Origin of the sequence: Metapseudomonas phytobenefica, assembly GCF_043392685.1 — a bacterium.
Taxonomy (GTDB): Bacteria; Pseudomonadota; Gammaproteobacteria; order Pseudomonadales; family Pseudomonadaceae; genus Metapseudomonas.
Genome location: NZ_JBHZGM010000016.1, coordinates 12,184 through 33,755 on the forward strand (window position 1 = coordinate 12,184; position 21,572 = coordinate 33,755).

A 21,572-nucleotide genomic window follows, 5' to 3' on the forward strand; every position below is an offset into this window, starting at 1 on the left:
ATGGACCTGTTGCTGATCCTCACCTACACGGCCATCTGCGTCGCCGTCTTCAAGATCTTCAAGATCCCGCTGAACAAGTGGTCGGTTCCCACTGCCGCGCTGGGCGGCGTGGTGCTGATCGGTGCGCTGATCTTCCTGATGAACTACAACCACCCCTATTCGGAAGTGGCGCGGACCTACTTCACCTCGGTGCCCATCGTGCCCGAGGTGTCCGGCCAGGTCATCGAAGTGCCGGTCAAGGCCAACCAGCCGCTGAACAAGGGTGACGTGCTGTTCCGCATCGACCCGACGCCGTTCGAGAACCGGGTGAAGTCCATCCAGGCACAGCTGATATCGGCCCGTGCCGACCAGTCCCGCGCCCGCGAACTGGCCGCACGTAACGTCGGCAACCGCCGCGACGTGGACCTCACCACGGCGCGGGTGGATGACCTGCAGGCGCAGCTGAACATCGCCAGGTTCGACCTCGACAACACCGTGGTACGGGCGCCAGGCAAGGGCTTCGTCACCCATGTGGCGCTGCGTCCGGGCGTCCGGGCGGTGAAGCTGCCGCTTCGACCATCGATGGTCTTCATCCCGGACGAAGGTCACTATTTCGTTGCCTGGATGCGCCAGAACAGCCAGTTGCGCCTGACCCCCGGCGACGAGGCCGAAGTGGCCTTCGACGGCATCCCGGGCCAGGTGTTCAAGGGCCAGGTGAAGCAGGTGATTTCGGTGATCGGTGAGGGCCAGGTGCAACCCTCCGGCAACCTGCTCAGCTTCACCGGTTCGCCGCCTCCCGGACGGGTGCCGGTGATCGTCGAAATCACCGACCCGGATTACGCCCGCTACGCCGCGCTGATGCCCGGCGGCGCCTACGGTCAGGCGGCGCTCTACAGTGAGCATTTCCACCACGTGGCAGTGATGCGCAAGATCCTCCTGCGCATGGCGGCCTGGATGAACTACATCTTCCCCTTCCATTGAGCGTTGCACCTGCTTTTCGCCACGGAGCCCCAGCGGGTGCCGGGGCGAGGGCAGGTGATTCTTTCTGGCTGCGGGAAATCCGGCATGGATGGCGCAACGGTTTGCCACCCTCCGGATTCAAGGACTGGCGGGACGTTCCCGCTGGCCGGATGCGGGACGGTCACAGGGAGTACCCGAGCGTGTCCGGACAATCGAGAGGATTCCGCGATGCGGAATCCGGATGTCTGGAGAAGAGAGGGATATATGGCCGGGAAATCCGACAAGACCAGGGAATCGGGCAAAGCGCCCAGGATGCCGCGCAAGGAGTACGAGGCGGAGCTGAAGCGACTGCATGTCGAGCTGGTGAAGCTGCAGCGCTGGGTCGTCCAGGAGGGCATGCGTATCTGCATCGTCTTCGAAGGGCGCGACGGGGCGGGCAAGGGCGGCGTGATCAAGGCCCTGACGGAACGCACCAGCTCGCGCATCTTCCGCAGCGTCGCGCTGCCGACGCCCACCGAGCGGGAGAAGTCGCAGATGTACGTGCAGCGCTACATCAGCCACTTCCCGGCGGGCGGGGAGGTCGTGATCTTCGACCGCAGCTGGTACAACCGCGCCGGCGTCGAACGGGTCATGGGTTTCTGCAGCGAGAAGGAAGTGGAGAAATTCTTCGCCTTCACGCCCTTGTTCGAACGCGCCGTGGTCGAGTCGGGGATCATTCTCCTGAAGTACTGGCTGGAAGTCAGCCCGGAGGAACAGCAGCGCCGGCTTGAAGACCGGATCAACGACGGTCGCAAGACCTGGAAGCTGTCGCCGATGGACATCCGCTCCTTCGGCCGCTGGGATGAATACACCCGTGCCCGTGACGAAATGTTCATCGCCACCGATACGTCCTGGGCGCCCTGGCACATCGCCTGCTCCGAGGACAAGCGCCGGGTTCGTCTCAATGTCATCCGGCACATCCTGGCCCAGGTGCCCTACCAGGAGGTGCGCGATGGGAAGGACGTCAGGCTGCCGAAGCGCGGCAAGCTGGGGGCGTACAGGTCGCCCGACTATCCCTTCCGCTACATCGAAGAAAAATACTGACTCGGCACACGGGCACTGAACCTTGCCTTGCGTGCATCGCCGTTCCCGGGCCGAGTCGTTCGGCCAGGGGGCGGAGCGCTGCGTGCCACGAACCAGATGACAGGAACACCGATGGGAACTCGAATTCGGCGCCGACCGCTGTTGGGAACGCTCGCCCTGCCGGCCGGCTTGTTGATGGGACTGCTGCCGTTGCAGATGGCCCTGGCCAATGCCATGCAGCAGGAAGCATCCCGGGTTGCACTGCCCATCCTCGCTCCCGAGCCGCCACCGGATCGCACCGACGACTTCGATTGCCTCCGCGAGCGCCGCACCATCCGCATCCTGGTGCCCTATAGCCGAACCTTCTTCCACATCGACCAGGGCCATCAGAAGGGTGTGAGCCATGAGGTGGGCCTTGCCTTCGAACGCTGGCTGAACCAGCGCTATCCGCGCCAGGCCGGCAAGGGCCGCTGGCACGTGATGTTCATTCCGGTAAGTCGTGAACATCTGCTGCCCAGCCTGGTCCGGGGCGTCGGCGACATCGCTGCGGGCGGGCTGGTGGAAGGGGAGGCCGCGCGCTTCGGCGGGCAGGTGGTTACCGCACCCGGTTCGTTCCGGGCCGATCCGGTACTGGTGAGCGGGCCGTCCGGCGAGCCGGTCGACAACCTCGATGACCTGTCTGGCAGGGAGGTGGCGGTACCGGCACTGGGCAATGATTTCCGGGAACTGCTGGCGCTGAGCCAGACCCTTGTCGAGCGCGGCATGGCGCCGATCCGCGTGGTACCCCTGGACGAAGGAACCGAGCCCGAAGAACTGCTGGCGCTGGTGGACGCCGGCGTCCACGCCGCTACCGTCGTGGATCGTCGCGTGGCCCAGGCCTGGCAGCCGACCCTGGGGCGGATCGCAATCCAGCGGCCCGTAGACCTCGACTGGGGCGGCCACTACGCCTGGGCGGTGCGCCAGAACAACCCCGAGCTGTATGCGGTGCTGGCGGAGTTCCTTGCCGGGCAGGATCGCGAAAGCCGCCTCGGAAGGGACCTGAGCAATGGCCGCCGAGACCCTGGACGCTTTCTCGGCGAACCGGCGTCGGCCGCGGAGTTGCGCCGATTCCGCCAGCTCAACCGGGCCTTTATTGCTTCCGCCCGCCGCTACGACCTGGACCCGCTGATGCTGATGGCCCAGGCCTTCCATGAGTCCCGCTTCGACCAGCGTGCACGCAGCAACCGGGGTGCGGTGGGGGTGATGCAGATGCTGCCGAGCACGGCGGCCGATCCCAATGTGCGGGTGGCGGGTGTGCGCAACAGCGCGGAACGGAACGTCGAGGCGGCCAGCAAGTACCTGCGCTTTCTCGCCGACACCTACCTCGACGATCCGGCGCTCGATGCGGAGGATCGCATGTTCATGCTGCTGGCGGCGTACAACGCCGGGCCGGGCAATCTGCAGAAGGCGCGGCGCATGGCTCGGGAAAGCGGCCTGGATCCGGACCGCTGGTTCGGTCATGTCGAGTCGGTGGTGGCGAGGGAAGTGGGCCGAGAGCCCGTCGACTATGTGAGCAACGTGTACAAGTACTACATCGCCTACAAGTTCGCGCAGGACCGTGAGCAAGCACGGCCGGAAGGGCTGCTGGGCAGGCTGGAGGGAATTTGAGGAAGGCGCGGCCCTTGCCGGGGCAGGGGCCGCGAAGGGGGTCAGAAAAGCAGGTAGGCGCTGGCGCTGGTCTGGTCGAGCTCGATGTCGCCGACCTTCAACACTTCCTGCTCCAGGCGCACGCCGACGTTGCGGAACACGTCCAGTTCGACGCCGAGGCCGTAGGTCAGGTCCAGGTCGCTGCTGTCGCCGGCGACGTCCGCGTCGGCATCCCAGGCATGGACACCGGCGCTGGCGAACAGGCGCAGACGGTCGCCCACCGGTACGCCGAGGTGGGCCGCGGCCTGCACGGAGTGGCCTTCGAAGTCTCCACGGTCGCCCTCGAAGTTGCCGAGGTCGACCCAGGCGCCTTCGATGGCCAGGTAGGGGTTCAGGCGGTAGCCGATGTAGGCCTTGTAGGCGTTGTCGTCGTCACTGAGGCTGTGCTCGTCGGTTTCTACCCTGGTCACGCCGCCACCCACGTAGAGGCCGCGGTCATCCGCGACGGCGTTGAGGGCGCTGAGGGCGATGAAGACAGTTGCAAGTTGTTTGCCGAATTTCATCTGTGGTCCTGCATGGTTTGCTGGTTGGGAGGGGAAGTTGGGATCAGGCCGAGGCCTTGCGCTGGAATTCGCGGTCCAGGCGCTCGCGGATGCGCAGCGCCGCCGCGTCCATGGCGGGGTAGATGTCCTCGGCCACGGGCTTGTCGGACTGTTCGAGGTTGCGGCCCCTGGCCCGGTCGACGGCGCGGCCGACGGTTTCGCCGGTCAGTCCGTCACGGACCTCGCTGTCGAAGAACACGTAGAGGGTTTCGTCGCGCACGCCGGTGACGTGCAGGGACAGGCCCACCAGGAAGCCGATGGGGATGTACTCCATCACGCTCGGATCGCGCGGGGTGCGTTCGAGGTCGCTGATAGACACGCGCAGCGACAGTGCCCCCGGCGTGGGGTGCGGCACCACGCGGTAGCCGGCGGAAGTCAGTTGCCGTTCCAGCTGACCGCGGAAGTGGAGGATCAGTTTTCTGATATCTGCATCGGACGCGCCGAGTTTCGAGTTGCTGCTGGTAAATGAAGAGGTCATCGGCAAGTCGATGAAAACTGCCTTGTCGTGGTTGCTGGAAAGAGGTGCCGGGTATTTTTTCCAGGCGATGGTGCCGTCATCCCGTTCGATGACTTGCAGCAGCACGTCTGTCTGTTGTCCGGGAACTATCGAGGAGTCGATGCTCGGCGCCATTGAGCAACCGAATAGCGAAGTCGAAAGCGCAAGGATGGAAAGTTCTTTGAATTGCATGGGGGTTCCTGTTGAAGACGCGTCGGCCTGCTCGGCCCCTGGGCCGGAAAAGTCTCGCCGGTACCGGGCTCGAAAGTGGCAGCGCGGCGTGCCGCCAGGAGGGGGAGGAGAGGTGCAACGCCGCGCTGCCGCGCCTTTTTCGGCGCCCCCGCACTTTGCAGAAGGGGCGCGGAAAACAAGAATCAAAAATCGTCATTTATGCCGGGGAGTGTGCAGCTGCAAGTCGATGTACGAGAGAATTCGCAGCCTCTTTCGTGGGTAATGAAATCAATAAGCTCAGAAAACTTTCATGAAAAGCCAGTTCAAATTCCTGCTGAAAAACGGCGGTACTGCAGAGTTCGATGCAGCAAGCAATAAGTTGCATGTGGGTTTGACTTCGGGCGAGCCGCGCGCGGTGACCTTGTCATATTCCGAGTCACGCCTGTTGCAACTTCTGCTGGACAGTCCCGGGGAAACCCGTAGTCGCAACGAAATAATGGAATACGCCTGGGACAATCGCGTCGTTGCCGCCGGAAGTCTCAACCAGGCGATATTCACCCTGCGCAACCTGATCGAGGACGGCACCGACCACGAGCTGCTGCAGACGGTCCCGCGCCGGGGGTATCGGTTCAATGCGCAGTATCTGGTGGACGATTCCGCGCCCGCAGCTGCCGCGGCCGTTGATGATGCGCCGGGCGCGAACGAGCAGGTGGAAGCTGCGCCGACCAGCGTTCGCGGGACCTGGCTGGAGGGCCTGCCGCGCTCGCCGAAGCTGCTGGTGCCGGCCTACGGGGCGATGTTCTGCCTGCTCGCCCTGGTCGGGCTGTATCGCTTGGGTGTATTCGATGGCGCCGTCTCGGACCTGCTGGTCGAGGATGTGGCGGCGGCGTCGACGACTTTCCATTTCGTCGGCGACAGTGCGGAGGAGATCACCCGCACCCGCGAAGCGTTCAAGGCGGCGCTGGACGCCCGTGAAGAGGGGCTGGCCGGACAGGTCTGGATCAACCGTTCCAACCGCCTCTACGACCTCAGTTGCGTGCGCCCCGATGGCACGACGGAAAACCTGATCTTTCTGGAGGACAACCCGATGGCCAACCTGCAACTGGAGATGGTCCGCCGCTGCATGAGGGGCTGGCCATGATGCTGCACCGCTACAAGCATGCCTTCATCCTCGGTGGCCTGGCCCTGCTTGCGCTGGCTGGACTGGCGAGCGATCCGGCGGTCTATTCGCAAGGGGTTTCCTACCACGGCGCGAATCGGATACTGCTCAACGACGGCACCCTGATACGTTCGGAAGAGCGGGTCATCATCAGCGATGTGCTGAGCTTTGCCGCCATGGAGCGGGTCGGTGCTGAGGTGAACTACGCATCGCTGCTGGCGGACGTCGAACATGTCGGTCCACGCAGCCTCGAACTGCGGTTGCAGAAGGCGCAGACCAGTCGAGCCAGGCCGATGCAAGAGCTGAGTGAGATTCCCGATGTGTTCTTCGGGAGACAGTACGGTCTGGCGACGGGGGCGAAGCTGCGACTGGAATTCCTGCCGGTGTCCGATGACGGGGTGATCTGCTATTACGCCCGGGAGATCGACAACGTCCGTTGCCTCAACCGCTGACCGATACAACAGCGGACGGAGAGATGGCTGCGGGCGAGCCACTCTCCGACGCCGGGTTTCATCAGGCGCTTTCGCGCAGGCGCAACTCGGTCAGCTCCTTGAGTTTTCCATCTAGGGTCCGGGTTTCCACGCTCAGGATGACCGTGGGCCGCTCCGTGCGAATGACCTTGATGTGAGTGAGGGTCTCCGGCGAGTGCTGGATGACCAGGGTTTCCCCGACGTTGCGACACAGGACCAGCATTTCAAACGCTCCACTTTGGTTGTCACTCCGTCGATTGTCGAAGCCGCTCCGCGCCTGATGCGAATCAAAAATGGTCATCGTTGTCGGGGGCAGAGTTCTGCGGCTTCCCCCAACTGCCGAGAGGTTTTCTCGGCGATAGCGCTTGCAATCTTCAAGAGCGCACTTGAGCGATGGACTTTCGGTCTGCCGCGCTACTCGCACCTTCGCCTCCTGGAGTCCAGGCGCGGCAGGTCGCTGACAGAAAATGAGGATTGGTAATTTTCATTCCCGCCGCCCCTTGCCAAGAATCCGGCCGTCCCGAGGTCGATGACCCGGGGAGGGCCACGGCCTTCCGGCAACCTCCGGGGCCAGTCTTGCTACGAGAAGGGGCGTTGAATGAAGTTCGTACCTGTGATCCGGCTGATCTGCTGGATCGTCTGTTCGGTCCTGGTTGCCGCGTCCTTCGGGGTCATGGGCAGTTCCGTCATCGGCGGACTGCTGATGCTGTGCGGTGCGATCTGGTTGTGCCCAGCGTCGTGGCGGGCGATCGAAAGCCTTACCGGGAAATCCGGCAGCAGCATCGCCGTGGCCATCCTCGCGGTGCCGCTGTTTCTCCTGGGCGTGCACATCAGCAGTACCGCCAAGGACTTGATCGAGACGTCCGCGCTCCAGGCCAAGGCCGGCGATGCCCGGTCGAGGCAGGATGCCGGCGATCACCCGCAGGTGGACCCGGGCGCCCTGAACTTCTTTCGCCACATCATGGAGCAGGATTACCTGGTGGCCCTGGCCGGAGGGAAGTCGGCCCTGAGCGCGCTGTCGATGGTCAACCCGGTGGAGCGCATGCCCAGTTCGAAGCTGGCACGGTTGTATGAAGACGACGGCGAGGCGGTCGATCCCTTCTTCAGGGGGCGCAAGCTCATCGTTACAGGCGAAGTCCTGTCCGTTCGCATCGACTATGCCAACGACGTGATCCTGGAACTGCCCGGCGCCAACGAAATGTTCAACGTGCAGGCGGAGCTCCATAGCGATCCGAAGAAATTCTCCGAGCCGGTGCTCGAGGGCAAATACGTCGATCTTTATTGCACCCTGTACGGCAAGGTCAGCGATGAAACTGCGAGCAACCTCTACCTGAAGGACTGCACTGAAGTCGATTTCACCTCCGACGCCAAGGCCTACGCTGACAACCTGACCGAAGCCCTGCGCGGCTGGCTGCGTACCGGCGGCCGGCACATCTTTCCCACCGACAACGCTGCTACCTACTTCCTGGTGTCCTACCTGGCAGGCACCCAGCTGCCTCCAGGTAACCCCTGCCTGCGCGAGGAGGCGCCGCTGGAGGAGTGCGTGAGCTCCCTGGAGAAGATGAAAGCCAGCGCTCTGTTCGAAAGCGCCCGTGGCGACCTGCGGCGCTGGCAGGAGTGGCTTGGCCTGCCGACGCCGGAAGATTACAGCCAGCTGAGCAGCCGCTGATGGGCGGTTCGCTGCGCGCATTGGCGATCTGCTGCCTGCTGGGGCTGGCCGCTGCGCCGGTCCGGGCGGCGGAGGTGCATCTGCGCGGGCACTGGCTGCAGGTGGTGGACGACGAGGACAGCCTGGTCGGCGTGCTCAGCCGCGACGAGGAAGGCGAGGCGGTGGCCGCCGAGCTGTACTTGCAGGCTTATCGCGATGGCGTTGCGGTCGGCGAGGAAGTGCACCACTTCGCCCTGGATGAAACGGTGCGGCTGTTCGCCATTCCGCTGGACGATGACGTCGACTGCTACCGGGTGGTGGGAGTCGTCGGCCTGGATGCCGAGGGTCGGCAGGTCAGCGCCAGCGACGATTCTCCGCCGCAGAAGGAGGAATGCAGCGGCTTGCAGCACTTGATACAGATATAGCCAATGAATCTACCTTGCGAACCTGTGGACATCCGGTCCCTTGAGTCGACCCGGTTAAGCCGATATCTTGAGTCGCCTAATCATTAGTCTGCTACCAAGCCCTCTCCCCGCAGACGACCCGGAACCCAGATGAGCTCCCCAAGCCCCCTGTCGCAACGCGTGGACCAGCCGATCAAAGGCATTGTTCTGGTTTGCCTGGCCACTTTCCTGTTTTCCAGCCACGACGCGATTTCCAAGTACCTCTCGGCCTTCTATCCCATCGTGATGGTGGTCTGGGTGCGCTATCTGGTGCATACCCTGTTGATGGCGGGCTTCCTGTTGCCGCGTGAGGGCATGCGGGTGTTGCGCACCAGGCGACCGTTGCTGCAGGTGGTGCGGGCACTTAGCCTGGTCGGGGTGAGCCTGCTGTTCACCACGGGCCTGCGGTACATCCCGCTGGCCGAGGCGACTTCGGTGATCTTCCTGGCGCCGCTGCTGGTCACCGCGCTTTCGGTGCCGCTGCTCAAGGAGCGGGTTTCCCGCGGCCAATGGGGGGCGGTGCTGGTGGGCTTTGCCGGGGTGCTGCTGATCGTGCGGCCGGGGAGTGCGCTGTTCACCCCGGCGATTCTCTATCCCCTGGCGGCGGCGGTCTGCTTCGCCTTCTACCAGTTGCTGACCCGCATCCTGGCCCGGAGTGACAGCTCGGGTACCAGCAACTTCATCACCGGCCTGACCAACACGTTGATCATGAGCGCCCTGGTGCCGTTCTTCTGGCACCTGCCGGATACCCTCGGCCACAGTCTGCTGATGCTGGCCCTGGGTGCCTGCGGCATGGGCGGGCACATGCTGCTCACCCAGGCGTTCCGTCACGCCTCGCCGCCACTGCTGGCGCCGTTCGGCTATGGGCAGATCGTCTTCGCCGGCCTGCTCGGTCTGCTGCTGTTCAACCACGCGCCGGACCAGATCGGCCTGCTCGGCATCGGCATCATCGTCGGCAGCGGGCTGTTCATGGCCTACGCGCAAAAGCGCTAGGCGCTTTCCACCTCGCGCGAGTCCACGTAGTCCTTCAGCCACCTGAGCACCTGCACCGGTTCCCAGCGCGCCGGGTCGAACAGGGCATAGGCCTGGCCCTGATAACCCACCACATCCAGCTGGCGGTGATAACCGGCGCGCTGGAACAGGGCCTCGATCTCGGCCAGGCAGGTATTGAAATGCAGGCGGCCGAATGGGGTCTTGCCATCGGTCACCAGGCCTTCCAGGCGTAGTTCTTCCACCGCTTCGCGGACCTCTTCCGGAGCCATGCGGCTGACGGTGTACTTCAACTGGCGCACATCCAGCATCTGGGTGTCCTCGGATGAATTCAGTGCAACTGCCGACTGGCGTGCAGGGGCTGCACCTGGCCGCGGGGCGGGAAGGGCAGCGGCAGCTGGTAGGGCAGTGGAATATTTGGTGGAGCGGGTTGTTCGGCCTTTGGCAAGCGGATCGGGGCTGATACAGGCATAGGACTTTTCCTGAATTACTGTATATTTATACATATAACGGTTGCCACGGTCCGATGGCAACCAAACCAAAGGAAAAATCTGGTGTCAGTCATTTCCTCCTGACGCAGTCCCCGGGAACAAGAAACCTGATGAACCGCTCTATCCTACTGTTTTGCCTGTTGTTTTCCGCCGCTACGGAAGCCGCCGCCCCCCGCACATTCAATGAAGCCAAGAAGATCGCGTGGAAGCTCTATGCCACTCACCCGGTGGAGTTCTATTGCGGCTGCCGATACCAGGGCAATCGGGTGGACCTGAAGAGCTGTGGCTATGTCCCGAGGAAGTCGCCGCAACGGGCCAGACGCATCGAGTGGGAGCACATAGTGCCGGCCTGGGTGATCGGCCATCAGCGCCAGTGCTGGCAGAAAGGGGGGCGCAAGAACTGCGCGGAGAATGACGCCGTCTATCAGCGCGCCGAGGCCGATCTGCATAACCTGGTACCGAGCATCGGCGAGGTGAATGGCGACCGCAGCAACTACAGCTTTGCCTGGCTTGCGCAGAAACCCAGCCAGTACGGCGCCTGCCCCATGGTGGTGGATTTCAAGGCGCGCAAGGCGATGCCCCGCCAGCGGATTCGCGGAATGATCGCGCGCACCTATTTCTACATGAGCGATCGTTACGGCCTGCGACTCTCCAGCCAGGACCGCAAGCTCTACAACGCCTGGAACCGCCAGTACCCGGTGGAAGCCTGGGAGCGCAATCGCAACCAGCGCGTCGCCTGCGTAATGGGCTATGGCAACCCGTTCGTGGGCAAGGTGGATATGAGCGTTTGCCGGCGATAGTGGCAACAGCTGCCTACAAGGCTTTCGGGCTCTGGCAACAGCTAACGATTCCGCTCGGCCTCCTGAAGGGGCGCAGTCGCTGCCCCACCGCATCGCGCGGAGTCCGGGAGGCTGTAGTAGCGAGCTCTGCTCGCGATTCGATGCATGGGATATTCGCGAGCAGAGCTCGCTTACGGTGTCTGGGCCCGTCAGGGATACAGCCCTACAGCAAATCGATGGCCCACCAGGAAGGCAGGAGCCGCTGCACTTCCGGCCGTGCGAAGCGGTCGTCGACCAGGTGCACCACACCCCGGTCCTCGGTGGTGCGGATGACCCGGCCGGCGGCTTGCACCACCTTCTGTATCCCGGGATAGAGGTAGGTGTAGTCGTAGCCGGCGCCGAACAGCGCGCCCATGCGCACCTTCAACTGCTCGTTCACGGCATTCAGCTGCGGCAGGCCAAGGGTGGCGACGAAGGCGCCGATAAGCCGCTCCCCGGGCAGGTCGATGCCTTCGCCAAAGGCGCCACCGAGCACGGCGAAACCGATTCCCCGGCCGCCGTCCTCGAAGCGCTGGATGAAGGCCTGGCGCTCGGCTTCGTCCATCTGCCGTCCCTGTAGCCAGATGGGCACCTGCGGATGCTCGCGGGCGAAGCGCTCCGCGGCCTGCTGCAGGTAGTCGTAGCTACTGAAGAAGGCCAGGTAGTTGCCGGGGCGTTCCGCAAATTGCCGGGCCATCAATTCGGCGATAGGGCCGAGCGAGGCGCCGCGATGCTGGTAGCGCGTGGAAACGTTGGCGGCGACCCGTACCTGAAGCTGATCGGCGCGAAAGGGCGAGTCCACTTCCAGCCAGGGCGTGTTGTGTGCCAGGCCCAGCAGGTCGCTGTAGTAATGGCTCGGATTGAGGGTGGCGGAGAACAGCACCGTGGAGCGGCTGGCGGCAAAGCGCGGGGCGAGGAAGGGGGCTGGCACCAGGTTGCGCAGGCACAGGCGCGACAGGCTGCCGCCCGCCTTGCCGGGGCGTTTGCTGATGTCGAACAGCGAATGGCTGTCGAACTGCTCGGCCATGCGGCCGAACTGCATGGCTTCGAAGTAGAAGTCCTGAAGTCGGGCGTCCGTGGCGGTGGGGTTGTCGGTGAGGTAGTCGGTGATGGCCACGACCGCCCCCTGCAGAGCGTTCAACAGCTTCTGTGGCGGGGCGTCACAGGCGCGGTAGTCCTCGACCTGCTGCTTGTTCAGCTCGCCCCAGGCACGATTGACCCGCTCCAGGGGCTTCTTCAGCACCGTTGGCACAGCCTTGCGCAGGGCCTTGAGGCTGAGCTGGTCGAGTTCGGCCGAGTACATCCGGCGGGCTCGTTCCACCAGGTTGTGGGCTTCGTCCACCAGCACCGCCACGCGCCACTGGTTGGCGTTGGCCAGGCTGTGGAGCAGGGCGCTGGAGTCGAAGTAGTAGTTGTAGTCGCCCACCACCACGTCACTCCAGCGAGCCATTTCCTGGGCCAGGTAATACGGGCAGACCTGATGGGCGAGGGCCACGGCGCGAATGGCTTCGCGATCCAGCCAGCGGCGTTCCGCTGCTTCCCAGCGGGCGGCCGGCAGGCGTTCGTAGAAGCCCCGGGCCAGCGGGCAGGACTCGCCGTGGCAGGCGTTTTCCGGGTGCTCGCAGGCCTTGTCGCGGGCCACCAGTTCGAGCACGCGCAGCGGCTCTGCCCGGGTCTGCGCCAGCGCATCCAGGGCCAGTTGCCGACCGGGTGTTTTCGCGGCGAGGAAGAAGACCTTATCCAGCCCCTGGCGCGGCACGGCCTTGAGCAGCGGGAACAGTGTGCCCAGGGTTTTGCCGATGCCGGTGGGCGCCTGGGCCATCAGGCAGCAGCCGGTGCTGACGGCCTTGTACACCGCTTCGGCGAGCTGGCGTTGGCCCTGGCGGAATTCTGCGTGGGGGAAACCAAGGGCTTCGAGGGCGGTGTTGCGCGCACTGGCGTGGGCGAGTTCCTGTTCGGCCCAGGCGATGAAGCGCGTGCACTGTTCTTCGAAGAAGCGGCGCAAGTCTTCTGCGCGATGACGCTCGATGAGCAGGGTTTCTTTCTGACTGCCGATGTCGAGATACACCAGCGCCAGTTCGATTTCCGTCAGCTCCTCCTGCTGACAGAGCAGCCAGCCATAGACCTTCACCTGGGCCCAGTGCAATTGCCGGTGATTGTCCGGCATGCGCTGGAGGTCGCCACGGTAGGTCTTCACCTCTTCCAGGCGGTTTTGCGCCGGGTCGTAGCCGTCGGCGCGGCCGCGTACCCGCAACGGCCCGTACTCGCCGCTCAGGACCACTTCCGTCTGGTAGCCCTCGCCGCGGCGGGCGGCGACCAGGGCGTGGCCGGCGATGCCTTCCTGGGCGGTGGGCGCCGGGGTGAAGCGCAGATCGAGGTCGCCACACTTGGCGGTGAACTCGCAGAGCGCACGCACGGCGACGCTGTAGCCCATGTCAGGCGTCCGCCCACTGCACGTAGCAGACTTCCACGGGAATCCCGTGCCGGGCGCAGAACTCCAGCCAGCGCAACTGGTTGTCCTGCAGACGGTCGCCGGGGCCCTTCACTTCGATCAGGCGATAACGCCGTTCTTGCGGCCAGAACTGGATCAGGTCCGGCAGGCCGGCGCGATTGGCCTTGATGTCCGCGAGGATGCGCTGGAAGCAGGCTTTCAACTGCGCTGCCGGCAGGCAGGTCAGGGCACGTTCGAGCAGGGTTTCGTCCAGGTTGCCCCAATAGACGAAGGGCGATAGCAGTCCCTGCTTGGTGGCGTAGGTGCGGCGGATGCTGGCCTGGTAGGCGTCACTGTCCAGTTGCGCCAGACAGGCGTCGAACAGTTCGGCGCGGCGGGCATGGAAGTCGGGGCTGAGCAGGTCTGCCGGGCCATTGTGGAACGGGTGGAAGAAGGCACCGGGGAGCGCAGCGAAAATGGCGTCCCAGCAGAGCAGGCCGAACAGCGAATTGAGCAGGGTGTTCTCCACGTAGTGCACGGGCGCGCCGTCTTCGTGGAAATGCAGCAGCACGGCGTGCTCCACCGAGAGTGGTTCGGGCGGCTGCGGCAAGACCAGGTCGATGCGCTGTACCGGGGCCTTGCCGGCAGGCGGCTCCTTGGGCAGGCCCAGCTTGCGTCGCAGGCGCGGCAGGATACGGCCGAGGTGCTGCTCTTCCTCTTCGCTTTCGGGCTCTGCGCAGGCGCGTTGCGCCAGCTCGAAGGCCTCAGCGTGGGCGTCCAGTCGCTCCAGTACGCGGATGCGCCGTACCCGCGCGCCCGGGTAATCGCACAGGCGGTACAGACCCAGGGCAGCTTCCAGCAGATCGCCGCGTTCGCAGTGCTGGCCGACCTGGAACAGCAACTTGCGCCGACGTGCATCCAGCCAGGGATTCGAGTGGGGCTCCAGCGGCAGTTCGGGGAGCAGCCGGTCCAGCGCTTCGCCGGCATCGAAGCGCTCCCGCCAGCGGTGCAGGTGCAGGTAGTAGTTGAGGTCGGCGCGCTCGCGGAAGCCTCGTGCCGAAGCGTCGATCTGCACTTTTTCGTACTGGTAGATGCCGAGGTCGGCGAGGACGAATTCGGACCAGTCCTGGTAGAGATTGCCGAAGAACATCAGGCGCAAGCGGTCGCAGACATCCATCAGGCCGAGCGCGTACACGCAGTCGCTGCTGGCCGGGTACCAGGCAGCGAAGTTACGGGGTTCGCCGTGTTCGCTCATCAGGGCTTCCAGCCGCTCCGCCTTGCGTCCCGCTGCCTTGCCGAAGCAGGCATCCACTTCGCCAAGGGTGAGCAGGCCGAAGAGCTGGGGCAGTTCGAGTTCCGGCGTGTCATCCACCCAGCCCAGGGCCACCAGAGGTTCTGCCGCAGCAGGGGTATCGCCTATTTCCGCGTAGTTCAGCTTGCTGGCGCGAAATAGCGTGCCCTTGCGCATCACCATGCGCACCAGCAGTGCCTGGGAGGCGCGGGGCAGGGCGCGGAAGTCCTGGATGAACGCCTGCTCCTCGGCATCCAGCAGGTCGCTGTAGCGTTCGTGAATCCAGTCCAGCAGGGTGTGGAAGTTGTTCAGGTAATAGAAGGGGTCTTCGAGGGCTGCGGGCATGGGGCGGGCGGATTGGGCTTTTACTGTGGATTTATACAGATATCAGGCGCGGCCGGGCAGCGGCAAATGGATTTCGATCAATGGGCCAGGCGGGCGCAACCGGTCGAACCCGCCCGTTCCAAGGGTTTCGGGCCATCAAATATGTCGTGCCTGACGCTAAAAAACCTATATCCGAAGCCTTGTGCCGCGTGGGCCGTGGCGTTTTCCGCGCGTGCAGCTTTTTCCTAGCCAGCGACTACAAAAATCATAATTTCGCGAATCCCTGCCTCTGAACAGAATGCGGCCAACCCCAACAGTTATCTGCATCAGCAGAACAACAAGGATCCGAGTCAGAGGAGGCAACCATGACCGACCTGAACCAAGCCGCCTTTCAAAAGCACACGGGCGTGATGATTGATCAAATGGAAATCGACACGCTTGTTGTCGGTGCCGGCCAGGCAGGCGTGGCCATGAGTGAGCACCTGAGCAAGCTCGGCGTGCCCCACCTGGTTCTCGAGCGCAACCGCATTGCCGAAGCCTGGCGCACCGGGCGTTGGGATTCGCTGGTCGCCAATGGCCCGGCCTGGCATGACCGCTTCCCGGGCCTTGAATTCGAAGGCCTGGACCCCGACGCCTTTGCTCCGAAGGATCAGGTTGCTGCGTACTTCGAGGCCTATGCCAAGAAGTTCGACGCCCCCATCCGTACCGGGGTGGAGGTGAAGCGGGTAGTGCGCAATACCGACCGTCCGGGCTTCACCATCGAAACCTCCGAAGGCGTGATCCAGGCCCGCCGCGTGGTATCTGCCACCGGCCCCTTCCAGCGTCCGGTGATTCCACCGATCGCCCCCAAGGATGATCGGCTCCTGCAGATCCACTCCGCCCAATACCGCAACCCGGAGCAGATGCCCGAGGGTGCTGTCCTGGTGGTGGGCGCGGGTTCGTCGGGGGTGCAGATCGCCGATGAACTGATGCGCGCCGGTCGCAAGGTTTACCTGTCGGTCGGGCCGCATGATCGTCCTCCGCGTGCCTATCGCAACCGTGATTTCTGCTGGTGGCTGGGCGTTCTCGGCGAGTGGGATGCCGAGGCCGCCAAGCCGGGCAAGGAGCACGTCACCATCGCGGTGAGCGGTGCCCGCGGCGGCAAGACAGTCGACTTCCGCGAGCTGGCCCAGCAGGGCATGACGCTGGTCGGCCTGACGAAGTCCTTCAACGACGGTGTGGTGACCTTCCAGGCCGATCTGGCGGAGAACCTCGCTCGTGGCGATGAGAACTACCTGTCGCTGCTCGATGCCGCGGATGCCTACATCGCCCGCAATGGTCTCGACCTGCCGGAAGAACCCGAAGCGCGCAGGACCTTCCCGGAACCGGATTGCGTGATCAATCCGATTCTCGAACTCGACCTCGCCGAGGCTGGCGTCACTTCGATCATCTGGGCCACCGGCTACTCCGTGGATTTCAGCTGGCTGCAGGTCAATGCCTTCGACGCGAACGGCAAGCCGAAGCATCAGCGCGGCGTGTCCAGCGAACCCGGCGTGTATTTCCTCGGATTGCCCTGGCTGTCGCGTCGCGGCTCCACCTTCATCTGGGGCGTCTGGCACGACGCCAAGCACATCGCCGACCACATCGCCACGCAGCGCAAGTACCTCGCCTACCGCGACGCTGCGCAGCGCCGGGCCGAGGACTGATCGGAAGATCAGTCCCGTTCCCCCTGATTCGCCCGTTCAACCTTCTGTTTACAGGAAGCCAGTAGATGCCTACCCATACCCGCATCCGCATGTTCAACACCAAAGACACCTACCCGAACCAGACCCTGAACAATGACCTGTGCCAGGCCGTGCGCGCCGGCAACACCGTCTACGTTCGCGGCCAGGTCGGCACCGACTTCGAGGGGCGCCTGGTGGGCCTTGGCGATCCGCGTGCCCAGGCCGAGCAGGCGATGAAGAACGTCAAGCAGCTGCTGGAAGAGGCCGGCAGTGACCTGTCCCACATCGTCAAGACCACCACTTACCTGATCGACCCGCGCTACCGCGAGCCCGTCTACCAGGAAGTCGGCAAATGGCTGAAGGGCGTATTCCCCATCTCCACCGGGCTGGTGGTGTCGGCCCTGGGCCAGCCCCAGTGGCTGATGGAAATCGACGTCATCGCGGTGATCCCGGACGACTGGCAGCCGGCGCAGGCATAAGGAGCAGGACCATGACGTTCTCCATCATCGGCCGCTGCCCTGAAACCGGGCAGCTCGGCATCGCCATCAGTTCTTCCAGCATCGCCGTTGGCGCCCGTTGCCCCTGGGTACGTGCCGGAGTCGGCGCGGTCGCGACCCAGAACGTCACCCTGCCGGCCCTGGGGCCGCAGATCCTCGACCTGCTCGACTCGCAGCATCTGGAACCGGCGGCTGCCCTCGATCGGGCACTGAGCACCAACGGCTGGAGCCAATACCGGCAGGTGAGCGTGATCGACGCCCAGGGCCGTACCGCGCTGTTCAGCGGCAGCGAGGCACTGGGGGTGCACAATGCGGTGGCGGGCGAGCAGTGCGTTGCCGCCGGGAACCTGCTGTCCAGCACCCGGGTGATCGAGGCCATGGTGCAGGCCTTTGAAGAAACGCCGGGTGTACTGGCCGACCGCCTGCTGGCGGCCATGCATGCCGCGATGGCCGCCGGTGGTGAAGCCGGTCCGGTGCATTCGGCGGCGTTGAAGGTGGTAGGGGACTTCACCTGGCCGATCATCGACCTGCGCGTGGACTGGGCGGATGAGGAACCCATCGGGCAGCTGGATGCCCTCTGGCAGGCCTATCGGCCGCAGATGCAGGACTACCTGACCCGGGCGCTGAACCCGACCGCCGCGCCCAGTTACGGGGTGCCGGGCGATGAGTGAGTTGTCCAGCCGCGAGCTGCTCGAGCGGCTGATCGGCTTTGCCACGGTGAGCCGTGACTCCAACCTCGAGCTCATCGCGTTCATCCGGGACTACCTGGCCGGGCTTGGGGTGGAGTGCGAGCTCTTTCATAACCAGGAACGCACCAAGGCCAATCTGTTCGCCACCATCGGTCCGCGTGACCGGGGTGGCGTCGTGCTGTCCGGCCATACGGATGTGGTGCCGGTGGATGGGCAGCCCTGGTCGGTGGAGCCCTTCCGGCTGACGGAGAGGGAAGGGCGGCTGTACGGGCGCGGTACGGCGGATATGAAGGGCTTTATCGCATCGGTCCTGGCCGCGGTGCCGGTCTTTCTGGAGAGACCGTTGACGCTTCCGGTTCATCTGGCTTTCTCCTATGACGAGGAGGTGGGCTGCCTCGGTGTGCGGCCCATGCTGGCGGAATTGGAGCGACGGCCCCACAAGCCGCGACTGTGCCTGATCGGCGAGCCTACCGAGCTGAAACCGGTGCTCGGCCACAAGGGCAAGCTGGCGATGCGCTGCCAGGTCCGGGGTGCCGCCTGCCATTCCGCCTATGCGCCCTATGGTGTCAATGCCATCGAGTACGCCGCGCGGCTGATCGGCAAGCTGGGGGATATCGGTGCGGAACTGGCGCGGCCCGAGCGTCATGACGAGCGATTCGACCCGCCGTTCTCGACGGTCCAGACCGGGACCATCAAGGGCGGGCGTGCCCTGAACATCGTGCCGGCGGAGTGCGAGTTCGATTTCGAGGTGCGTGCGCTGCCAGACTTCGATGCCCGGCAGGTTGTCGATGAACTGCAAGCCTACGCGGAGACCGAACTGGCGCCGCGGATGCGCGCGGTGCAGCCGGAAACGGGGATTAGCCTGAAACCGTTGAGCGCCTATCCGGGGCTGGCCACTTCGCCGGACAGCGAGGCGGCGCGGCTGCTGGCGCTGCTCAGCGGCTCGACAGAGTTCGGCACCGTGGCCTTCGGTACCGAGGGTGGCTTGTTCGAACAAGCGGGTATTCCCACTGTCATATGCGGTCCGGGCAGCATGGATCAGGGACACAAGCCGGACGAATTCATCAGCTGCGAACAACTGGCCGACTGCGATGCGATGTTGCGCCGTTTGGCGCTTCATCTGCAGGGCGAAGGCGGTTAAGCGTAGACTGCCGACCATTCTGGAGCGGGGCTGGATGCGCGATTGACGGGCGTCTACCCCGTTGCTACCATTCCAGCCCTTATATTGGCTCGATCCCTCCGTCCGGAGGTTGAAAACGCCAATGTCAACACCGAGATTCGCGTCACTTTTCGCATTTGTGGGATGCGGCGCAACCGGGGTGGCGCAGGATACCAGCTTCGATCCTCGTCGCTTCTATTGATGACTTGACCGCATTGGCTGGAGTGCGGAATAGGGCCTTTCCTGGCCTTTGACTACAGGTATGAACATGAGCGAAAGCTTTGCAGAACTTTTTGAAGAAAGCCTGAAATCCCTCGACATGCAGCCGGGTGCCATCATCACCGGCATCGTGGTCGACATCGATGGTGACTGGGTCACCGTCCATGCGGGCCTGAAATCCGAGGGCGTCATCCCGGTCGAGCAGTTCTTCAACGAACAAGGCGAACTGACCATCAAGGTGGGTGACGAGGTCCACGTTGCGCTTGACGCAGTGGAAGACGGCTTCGGTGAAACCAAGCTGTCCCGCGAGAAAGCCAAGCGTGCCGAGTCCTGGCTGGTTCTGGAAGCCGCCTTCAACGCCGAAGAAGTGGTCAAGGGCGTTATCAATGGCAAGGTCAAGGGCGGTTTCACCGTCGACGTCAGCGGCATCCGCGCGTTCCTGCCGGGCTCCCTGGTCGACGTGCGTCCCGTACGCGACACCACCCACCTGGAAGGCAAGGAACTCGAGTTCAAGGTCATCAAGCTGGATCAGAAGCGCAACAACGTTGTCGTTTCCCGTCGCAGTGTCCTGGAAGCCGAGAACAGCGCCGAGCGCGAAGCCCTGCTGGAATCCCTGCAGGAAGGCCAGCAGGTCAAAGGTATCGTCAAGAACCTCACTGACTACGGTGCGTTCGTTGACCTGGGCGGCGTAGACGGCCTGCTGCACATCACCGACATGGCCTGGAAGCGCATCAAGCATCCGTCCGAGATCGTCAACGTTGGTGACGAGATCGACGTGAAGGTCCTGAAGTTCGACCGCGAGCGCAACCGCGTATCCCTGGGTCTGAAGCAACTGGGCGAAGACCCGTGGGTTGCCATCAAGGCTCGTTACCCGGAGGGCACCCGCGTGACCGCCCGTGTAACCAACCTCACCGACTACGGCTGCTTCGCCGAGCTGGAAGAGGGCGTGGAAGGCCTGGTACACGTTTCCGAAATGGACTGGACCAACAAGAACATCCATCCGTCGAAAGTCGTTCAGGTTGGCGACGAAGTGGAAGTTCAGGTTCTGGACATCGACGAAGAGCGTCGTCGTATCTCCCTGGGCATCAAGCAGTGCAAGTCCAACCCGTGGGAAGACTTCTCCAGCCGCTTCAACAAGGGCGACAAGATCTCCGGCACCATCAAGTCGATTACCGATTTCGGTATCTTCATCGGCCTGGAAGGTGGTATCGACGGTCTGGTTCACCTGTCCGACATCTCCTGGAACGAAGTTGGCGAAGAAGCCGTACGCCGCTTCAAGAAGGGCGACGAGCTGGAAACCGTCATCCTCTCCGTTGATCCGGAGCGTGAGCGCATCTCCCTGGGCATCAAGCAACTGGAAGACGATCCGTTCTCCAGCTATGCCTCCCTGCACGAGAAGGGCAGCATCGTTCGCGGCACCGTGAAAGAAGTTGACGCCAAGGGCGCTGTAATCAGCCTCGGCGGCGAGATCGAAGGTGTTCTGAAGGCTTCCGAAATCAGCCGTGACCGTGTTGAAGACGCGCGCAACGTGCTGAAGGAAGGCGAAGAAGTCGAAGCCAAGATCATCAGCATCGACCGCAAGAGCCGCGTAATCAGCCTCTCCATCAAGTCCAAGGACGTTGATGACGAGAAGGACGCCATGAAGGAACTGCGCAAGCAGGAAGTCGAGTCCACCGGCCCGACCACCATTGGTGACCTGATCCGTGCTCAGATGGAGAACCAGGGCTAATCACCCTGCTCCATCAGCAGAAAGGGCGGCCTAGGCCGCCCTTTTTGTTGTCTGCGATTTCCCTTCCGGCGTTTGGGCTGTTCAAAGCCTCTCTGGCGTGCTAAAACCTCAATGAGCTGATCTAGCCGCTTGAATTAGAAGGGAAAACCATGACCAAGTCGGAATTGATCGAACGAATTGTTACTCATCAGGGCCAGCTGTCGTCGAAGGACGTAGAGCTTGCCATCAAAACCATGCTTGAGCAGATGTCCCAAGCATTGGCGACGGGGGACCGTATCGAGATTCGTGGGTTTGGTAGTTTTTCCCTTCACTTCCGCGCGCCACGTGTCGGACGAAACCCCAAGACCGGGGAGTCCGTGCGGTTGGATGGCAAGTTCGTTCCGCACTTCAAGCCGGGCAAGGAGTTGCGGGATCGGGTCAATGAATGACTCCGGCTCGGATAGAGAGTGCTCTGGATGACGCTTTCTAGTCGTTTGTGAGCCAGCCTTGCGTTTGTTCGGAAATAGTCTCCTCTCCCTGTTAGTTGATAAGTTGGATATAAATCAATCCATGCTGGATGACAGCGTGGATTTTTTGTTCCAACCTGATCATCATTTTCCTGAGACTAGGATCCCA

General features: G+C 63.5%; 21 protein-coding genes. 15 read left to right on the plus strand and 6 right to left on the minus strand.

Features of this window, described 5'->3' with window-relative positions; genetic code table 11:
• The 3 genes from ACFW0B_RS14150 to ACFW0B_RS14160 all read left to right on the plus strand — a co-directional run bounded on the left by ACFW0B_RS14150 (nucleotide 1) and on the right by ACFW0B_RS14160 (nucleotide 3,648).
• Entirely contained in the window at nucleotides 1-960 is a 960-nt protein-coding gene (locus ACFW0B_RS14150) for an HlyD family secretion protein (RefSeq protein ID WP_449149154.1), read from the plus strand.
• A gap of 243 nt (nucleotides 961-1,203) precedes the next feature.
• A complete protein-coding gene (gene ppk2 / locus ACFW0B_RS14155; protein WP_449149156.1) occupies nucleotides 1,204-2,022 on the plus strand; it encodes a polyphosphate kinase 2 in 819 nt (272 codons plus the stop codon).
• Between the two features lie 111 nt (nucleotides 2,023-2,133).
• Nucleotides 2,134-3,648, plus strand: a complete 1,515-nt coding sequence (locus tag ACFW0B_RS14160) for an MltF family protein (RefSeq protein WP_449149158.1) — start codon at nucleotides 2,134-2,136, stop codon at nucleotides 3,646-3,648.
• A gap of 41 nt (nucleotides 3,649-3,689) precedes the next feature.
• On the opposite strand, the gene ACFW0B_RS14165 is transcribed toward ACFW0B_RS14160, so the two are convergent.
• Nucleotides 3,690-4,190, minus strand: a complete 501-nt coding sequence (locus ACFW0B_RS14165; protein ID WP_449149160.1) for an outer membrane beta-barrel protein — start codon at nucleotides 4,188-4,190, stop codon at nucleotides 3,690-3,692.
• Nucleotides 4,191-4,233: 43 nt separating this feature from the next.
• Nucleotides 4,234-4,917: a DUF3313 family protein gene (locus tag ACFW0B_RS14170; protein WP_449149162.1), complete on the minus strand. Its 684-nt coding sequence runs from the start codon at nucleotides 4,915-4,917 to the stop codon at nucleotides 4,234-4,236.
• Between the two features lie 289 nt (nucleotides 4,918-5,206).
• Here ACFW0B_RS14170 and ACFW0B_RS14175 point away from each other — a divergent pair, with 289 nt between their 5' ends.
• Nucleotides 5,207-6,037: a winged helix-turn-helix domain-containing protein gene (locus tag ACFW0B_RS14175; protein ID WP_449149164.1), complete on the plus strand. Its 831-nt coding sequence runs from the start codon at nucleotides 5,207-5,209 to the stop codon at nucleotides 6,035-6,037.
• On the plus strand, nucleotides 6,034-6,507 hold the full coding sequence (locus ACFW0B_RS14180) for a hypothetical protein (RefSeq protein ID WP_449149166.1): 474 nt from the start codon (nucleotides 6,034-6,036) through the stop codon (nucleotides 6,505-6,507). The genes ACFW0B_RS14175 and ACFW0B_RS14180 overlap by 4 nt, the downstream gene beginning before the upstream one ends.
• A 61-nt stretch (nucleotides 6,508-6,568) precedes the next feature.
• Here the strand turns inward: ACFW0B_RS14180 and ACFW0B_RS14185 are convergent, their stop codons facing one another.
• A complete protein-coding gene (locus ACFW0B_RS14185; protein WP_449149168.1) occupies nucleotides 6,569-6,748 on the minus strand; it encodes a hypothetical protein in 180 nt (59 codons plus the stop codon).
• Between the two features lie 375 nt (nucleotides 6,749-7,123).
• Between ACFW0B_RS14185 and ACFW0B_RS14190 the strand changes: the two genes are divergently transcribed.
• From ACFW0B_RS14190 to ACFW0B_RS14200, 3 genes are all read left to right on the plus strand, one after another.
• Nucleotides 7,124-8,194 (plus strand): hypothetical protein, encoded by a 1,071-nt coding sequence (locus ACFW0B_RS14190; RefSeq protein ID WP_449149170.1) that lies wholly within the window; start codon nucleotides 7,124-7,126, stop codon nucleotides 8,192-8,194.
• The gene (locus tag ACFW0B_RS14195) at nucleotides 8,194-8,598 is read left to right on the plus strand and encodes a hypothetical protein (protein WP_449149172.1); all 405 of its coding nucleotides are present in this window, start codon (nucleotides 8,194-8,196) and stop codon (nucleotides 8,596-8,598) included. The genes ACFW0B_RS14190 and ACFW0B_RS14195 overlap by 1 nt, the downstream gene beginning before the upstream one ends.
• Nucleotides 8,599-8,727: 129 nt before the next feature.
• Nucleotides 8,728-9,609 carry a DMT family transporter gene (locus ACFW0B_RS14200; protein ID WP_449149174.1) on the plus strand — a complete coding sequence of 294 codons (882 nt, stop codon included), beginning with the start codon at nucleotides 8,728-8,730 and terminating at the stop codon, nucleotides 9,607-9,609.
• On the opposite strand, the gene ACFW0B_RS14205 is transcribed toward ACFW0B_RS14200, so the two are convergent.
• Nucleotides 9,606-9,917 (minus strand): transcriptional regulator, encoded by a 312-nt coding sequence (locus tag ACFW0B_RS14205; RefSeq protein WP_449149176.1) that lies wholly within the window; start codon nucleotides 9,915-9,917, stop codon nucleotides 9,606-9,608. The two genes, ACFW0B_RS14200 and ACFW0B_RS14205, sit on opposite strands and share 4 nt — an antisense overlap.
• A gap of 290 nt (nucleotides 9,918-10,207) precedes the next feature.
• Between ACFW0B_RS14205 and ACFW0B_RS14210 the strand changes: the two genes are divergently transcribed.
• Nucleotides 10,208-10,897: an endonuclease gene (locus ACFW0B_RS14210; protein WP_449149178.1), complete on the plus strand. Its 690-nt coding sequence runs from the start codon at nucleotides 10,208-10,210 to the stop codon at nucleotides 10,895-10,897.
• A gap of 202 nt (nucleotides 10,898-11,099) precedes the next feature.
• On the opposite strand, the gene ACFW0B_RS14215 is transcribed toward ACFW0B_RS14210, so the two are convergent.
• Complete coding sequence (locus ACFW0B_RS14215) at nucleotides 11,100-13,349, minus strand: ATP-dependent DNA helicase (RefSeq protein ID WP_449149180.1); 2,250 nt, start codon at nucleotides 13,347-13,349, stop codon at nucleotides 11,100-11,102.
• A gap of 1 nt (nucleotide 13,350) precedes the next feature.
• The gene (locus ACFW0B_RS14220) at nucleotides 13,351-14,982 is read right to left on the minus strand and encodes a VRR-NUC domain-containing protein (protein WP_449149182.1); all 1,632 of its coding nucleotides are present in this window, start codon (nucleotides 14,980-14,982) and stop codon (nucleotides 13,351-13,353) included.
• 344 nt (nucleotides 14,983-15,326) lie between these two features.
• On the opposite strand from ACFW0B_RS14220, the gene ACFW0B_RS14225 reads away from it, so the two are divergent.
• The 6 genes from ACFW0B_RS14225 to ihfB all read left to right on the plus strand — a co-directional run bounded on the left by ACFW0B_RS14225 (nucleotide 15,327) and on the right by ihfB (nucleotide 21,385).
• Entirely contained in the window at nucleotides 15,327-16,646 is a 1,320-nt protein-coding gene (locus tag ACFW0B_RS14225; RefSeq protein WP_449149184.1) for a flavin-containing monooxygenase, read from the plus strand.
• Between the two features lie 65 nt (nucleotides 16,647-16,711).
• Complete coding sequence (locus tag ACFW0B_RS14230; RefSeq protein WP_044874932.1) at nucleotides 16,712-17,143, plus strand: RidA family protein; 432 nt, start codon at nucleotides 16,712-16,714, stop codon at nucleotides 17,141-17,143.
• An 11-nt stretch (nucleotides 17,144-17,154) separates the two neighbouring features.
• On the plus strand, nucleotides 17,155-17,832 hold the full coding sequence (locus ACFW0B_RS14235) for a DUF1028 domain-containing protein (RefSeq protein WP_449149186.1): 678 nt from the start codon (nucleotides 17,155-17,157) through the stop codon (nucleotides 17,830-17,832).
• On the plus strand, nucleotides 17,825-18,991 hold the full coding sequence (gene argE / locus ACFW0B_RS14240; protein ID WP_449149188.1) for an acetylornithine deacetylase: 1,167 nt from the start codon (nucleotides 17,825-17,827) through the stop codon (nucleotides 18,989-18,991). The genes ACFW0B_RS14235 and argE overlap by 8 nt, the downstream gene beginning before the upstream one ends.
• Before the next feature lie 286 nt (nucleotides 18,992-19,277).
• The gene (rpsA, locus tag ACFW0B_RS14245) at nucleotides 19,278-20,957 is read left to right on the plus strand and encodes a 30S ribosomal protein S1 (protein ID WP_449149190.1); all 1,680 of its coding nucleotides are present in this window, start codon (nucleotides 19,278-19,280) and stop codon (nucleotides 20,955-20,957) included.
• A 149-nt stretch (nucleotides 20,958-21,106) separates the two neighbouring features.
• Nucleotides 21,107-21,385 (plus strand): integration host factor subunit beta, encoded by a 279-nt coding sequence (ihfB, locus tag ACFW0B_RS14250; RefSeq protein ID WP_077525274.1) that lies wholly within the window; start codon nucleotides 21,107-21,109, stop codon nucleotides 21,383-21,385.
• The last annotated feature ends 187 nt before the right edge of the window (nucleotides 21,386-21,572 follow it).

Excerpts from the sequence above, each read along its gene's own strand:
- ACFW0B_RS14150 (WP_449149154.1), top strand. The coding sequence starts at position 1 with ATGGACCTGTTGCTGATCCTCACCTACACGGCCATCTGCGTCGCCGTC.
- ppk2 (WP_449149156.1), top strand. The coding sequence starts at position 1,204 with ATGGCCGGGAAATCCGACAAGACCAGGGAATCGGGCAAAGCGCCCAGG.
- ACFW0B_RS14160 (WP_449149158.1), top strand. The coding sequence starts at position 2,134 with ATGGGAACTCGAATTCGGCGCCGACCGCTGTTGGGAACGCTCGCCCTG.
- ACFW0B_RS14165 (WP_449149160.1), bottom strand. The coding sequence starts at position 4,190 with ATGAAATTCGGCAAACAACTTGCAACTGTCTTCATCGCCCTCAGCGCC.
- ACFW0B_RS14170 (WP_449149162.1), bottom strand. The coding sequence starts at position 4,917 with ATGCAATTCAAAGAACTTTCCATCCTTGCGCTTTCGACTTCGCTATTC.
- ACFW0B_RS14175 (WP_449149164.1), top strand. The coding sequence starts at position 5,207 with ATGAAAAGCCAGTTCAAATTCCTGCTGAAAAACGGCGGTACTGCAGAG.
- ACFW0B_RS14180 (WP_449149166.1), top strand. The coding sequence starts at position 6,034 with ATGATGCTGCACCGCTACAAGCATGCCTTCATCCTCGGTGGCCTGGCC.
- ACFW0B_RS14185 (WP_449149168.1), bottom strand. The coding sequence starts at position 6,748 with ATGCTGGTCCTGTGTCGCAACGTCGGGGAAACCCTGGTCATCCAGCAC.
- ACFW0B_RS14190 (WP_449149170.1), top strand. The coding sequence starts at position 7,124 with ATGAAGTTCGTACCTGTGATCCGGCTGATCTGCTGGATCGTCTGTTCG.
- ACFW0B_RS14195 (WP_449149172.1), top strand. The coding sequence starts at position 8,194 with ATGGGCGGTTCGCTGCGCGCATTGGCGATCTGCTGCCTGCTGGGGCTG.
- ACFW0B_RS14200 (WP_449149174.1), top strand. The coding sequence starts at position 8,728 with ATGAGCTCCCCAAGCCCCCTGTCGCAACGCGTGGACCAGCCGATCAAA.
- ACFW0B_RS14205 (WP_449149176.1), bottom strand. The coding sequence starts at position 9,917 with ATGCTGGATGTGCGCCAGTTGAAGTACACCGTCAGCCGCATGGCTCCG.
- ACFW0B_RS14210 (WP_449149178.1), top strand. The coding sequence starts at position 10,208 with ATGAACCGCTCTATCCTACTGTTTTGCCTGTTGTTTTCCGCCGCTACG.
- ACFW0B_RS14215 (WP_449149180.1), bottom strand. The coding sequence starts at position 13,349 with ATGGGCTACAGCGTCGCCGTGCGTGCGCTCTGCGAGTTCACCGCCAAG.
- ACFW0B_RS14220 (WP_449149182.1), bottom strand. The coding sequence starts at position 14,982 with ATGCCCGCAGCCCTCGAAGACCCCTTCTATTACCTGAACAACTTCCAC.
- ACFW0B_RS14225 (WP_449149184.1), top strand. The coding sequence starts at position 15,327 with ATGACCGACCTGAACCAAGCCGCCTTTCAAAAGCACACGGGCGTGATG.
- ACFW0B_RS14230 (WP_044874932.1), top strand. The coding sequence starts at position 16,712 with ATGCCTACCCATACCCGCATCCGCATGTTCAACACCAAAGACACCTAC.
- ACFW0B_RS14235 (WP_449149186.1), top strand. The coding sequence starts at position 17,155 with ATGACGTTCTCCATCATCGGCCGCTGCCCTGAAACCGGGCAGCTCGGC.
- argE (WP_449149188.1), top strand. The coding sequence starts at position 17,825 with ATGAGTGAGTTGTCCAGCCGCGAGCTGCTCGAGCGGCTGATCGGCTTT.
- rpsA (WP_449149190.1), top strand. The coding sequence starts at position 19,278 with ATGAGCGAAAGCTTTGCAGAACTTTTTGAAGAAAGCCTGAAATCCCTC.
- ihfB (WP_077525274.1), top strand. The coding sequence starts at position 21,107 with ATGACCAAGTCGGAATTGATCGAACGAATTGTTACTCATCAGGGCCAG.